The organism is Calidithermus roseus, assembly GCF_003574095.1.
Lineage (GTDB): Bacteria > Deinococcota > Deinococci > Deinococcales > Thermaceae > Calidithermus > Calidithermus roseus.
The window spans coordinates 1-2,691 of record NZ_QWLA01000143.1 but is presented as its reverse complement, the minus strand read 5'-3'; the positions used below and the strand labels follow the sequence as shown (position 1 = coordinate 2,691).

Sequence of the window (2,691 nt, the reverse complement as noted above, 5' to 3'; positions counted from 1 at the left end):
CCCCCAGGCCCACCGCCCAGGGCCTCAGCTCCCAGGCGGCCTTCAACGACCCCCTGCTGCCGCAGCAGTGGTGGCTCGGGAAGATCGGCGCCCCCGACGCCTGGAGCCAGGGCGCGGTGGGCACCGGCGTCACCATCGGTGTCGTCGACTCCGACTTCGACCGCTCCCACCCCGACCTCTGCGACCAGCCCAGCCGCAGCCGCTGCGTGAGCGGCTACAACGCCTTCACCCTCAGGGCGTACGCACCTACCGACCCCTTCCAGGGCAACCCGGGCCGCGACACCCACGGCTCGGGCTCGGCGGGGATGGCCGCGGCGCTGTCCAACAACGGCCAGTTCGTGGCCGGGGTGGCCGGGGGCGACGGCAACCCGGCCAGCGCCGCCCGGCTCATGCCCATCACCATCTTCGGGGGCTCGAGCGGTGGGTACGCCGGCGACTTCAACGTGGCGCAGGCCATCGTCTGGGCGGTCAACGGCCCCGACGGCCTACCCCCCACCGACCCCGGCGACAGCGGCGACGGGGCCGACATCCTCAACAACTCCTGGGGCGGCGGCGGTTACAGCCACCTCCTGAAGGACGCCTTCGACTACGCCCTGCTGAACCGGGTCGTGGTGGTGGCCTCGGCAGGCAACGACTACCGCGACGCCTACCACCTCCCCTCGGGGCTGCCCGGGGTCATCGCGGTGGCGGCCACCAACCCCCACGACGAAAAGACCGACTTCTCCACCTACGGCCCTTGGGTCGACATCTCCGCCCCCGGCGACGACGTGCTGACGACCTACGTGAACCTCGGCAGCAAGACCTGGCTCTTCGGCGGGACCTCCGCGGCCGGTCCGGTGGTGGCAGGGGCGGCGGCGGCGGTGCTGCAGGTCCTGCGCGACAACGGCCTCAGCCCGACGCCCTATCAGGTCATGCGGATCCTGCAGATGACCGCCGACCCGGTGGCGGGGCCGCCCGCCGTAACTGCGGGCATGGGGGCCGGCCGGGTGAACGTGGCCAAGGCGGTGCGGCTGGCGAAGGGGATCACCACCCCGGCCGCGCTGCCCGCCGACGGGAGCAACATCACGGTGGGCGTGCTGAACAAGGCCGCCGACGCCGGCACCGACATGCTGGGCTTCGTCCCCTTTAGCAGCGTCACGCTCGTGCACGCGGCCACGGGCAAGCAGTACCACGCCCAGATCGGCGTCGGCCCTGGCGCCCTTTTCCTCGGGAGCGAGCCGGGCAACTACCGGGTGCTGGCCGGAGGCCCCAGCCAGCTTCTCCTGGGCGGCAGCGAGGACCCGCAGGAGACCGTGGTCGCCGCACCCGCGGGCAGCTCACCCCTCGTGATCCTCCGCCAGCAGGCCGACCTGTACGAGACCGCCGGGGGCTCGGGTCCGGCCCGCAACGAAACCCCCGGCACGGCCACCGACCTCGCCGGGTTCTTGGGCACGCTGCTCCCCTCCTTCACCCTCAGCGCGGCCTTCGACTCCAACAACTTCGCCCACCTCGGCCTCCCGGAGGGCGGGCCGGACGTGGACGTGTACGCCATCTCCCTGGCCGAAGGGACGACGCTTCACCTCCGTGCGGCCAGCACGTACATCGGCGGACAGGGGAAGGTCAAGCTCAGCCTCGTCGCCCCGGACCAGATCACCGTAGTCGCCAGCGACACCGAGACTGCTGTGCCCGCCTCGCTCAGCTTCACTGTGGGGACGGGCCAGGCCGGGACGTACTACGTCAAGCTCGAGGAAGCCAGCGGCGAGCAGGGACTGGGCTACTTCTACCGCCTGGGCGTGGGCACAAACGCCAGCCCGGCCCCCGACTTCTGACGCCGCGCCCGGGAAGACAGCCTCTCGGGTCTGGCGGCTATCTTCCCGGACCCCAGCGCACACCCCTCCCTGGCGAGCGGGCCCCCACCCAAGATGGGGGTCCGCTCGAGCGTTTCATACGGCGCGAGGGCCAGCGCGGCTCAGCGCTTGCTCAACAGGGCAACCAGGTTGGTGAGGGTCTTCCTGGCGGGGTCCTCTTTGAAGGAGCCCGTGAGCGTATAGAGGCCGAGGGGCTCGTCCGGTGCTTTTTTTCAGTATTGGGACGGACTTTTTAAGCCTCCTTACACACGCTTCGAACCTTCTTGCGCACTGCGCCTTACCTCGAATGAGTGTTCGAGTTCTAGCCTTGGCGGCTGGTCAGGCAACTCGACTTCTTCGTCCAACCGCTCGACTCAAGTACGCCCCCAGGTAAGCCCGCTGGCGGCGGGACCACAGGCCGGGCTCGTACCGGAGGTCGGTCGGCAGGGCATGGCCCGCTCATCGCATGGCCGCGCTGACCAGCAAGGTGCCCCCCTCGCCGTGGGGGGTGTAGCTGAAGGCAAAGCGCATGGACTTGTAGGCAAGGTTGTCTTCGATAACGTAGGACTCACGCAAAGCGCCAGGTTTGTACTCGATGGCATAAAGTGGTCTTTCTCGTCTTTTCCATCCAGGAGGCCTAACTGCAAACTCTCCCGCATACCTGAACGATTTCCTGGCGTTGTACAACCTCCAAAACATATCCTCTGGTCCGTCAAAATAGACATCGGACACTACCCTAGCGAACTCCCTGGAGCTCATGCCCAGCTCGAGGCAGTACTGGTGGGGCTGGAGGGCACGGGCGCAGGTCTGTTCGGCCCTCTGCAGATCAGGAATCCTGTATCCCGCTCGAAACAACAAGGCCCAG

The 2,691-nt window shown here is 68.4% G+C and carries 2 protein-coding genes; one reads left to right on the top strand and one right to left on the bottom strand.

Annotated features, from left to right (window positions below; translation table 11 throughout):
- Positions 1 to 1,808, top strand: a 1,808-nt coding sequence (locus Mrose_RS18145; RefSeq protein ID WP_147371727.1) for a S8 family serine peptidase, incomplete at its 5' end; no start/stop codon positions are given.
- A 477-nt stretch (positions 1,809 to 2,285) separates the two neighbouring features.
- Here Mrose_RS18145 and Mrose_RS19240 read toward each other — a convergent pair.
- Positions 2,286 to 2,691: hypothetical protein (locus Mrose_RS19240; RefSeq protein WP_220452368.1), on the bottom strand; the 406-nt coding region annotated here is incomplete at its 5' end.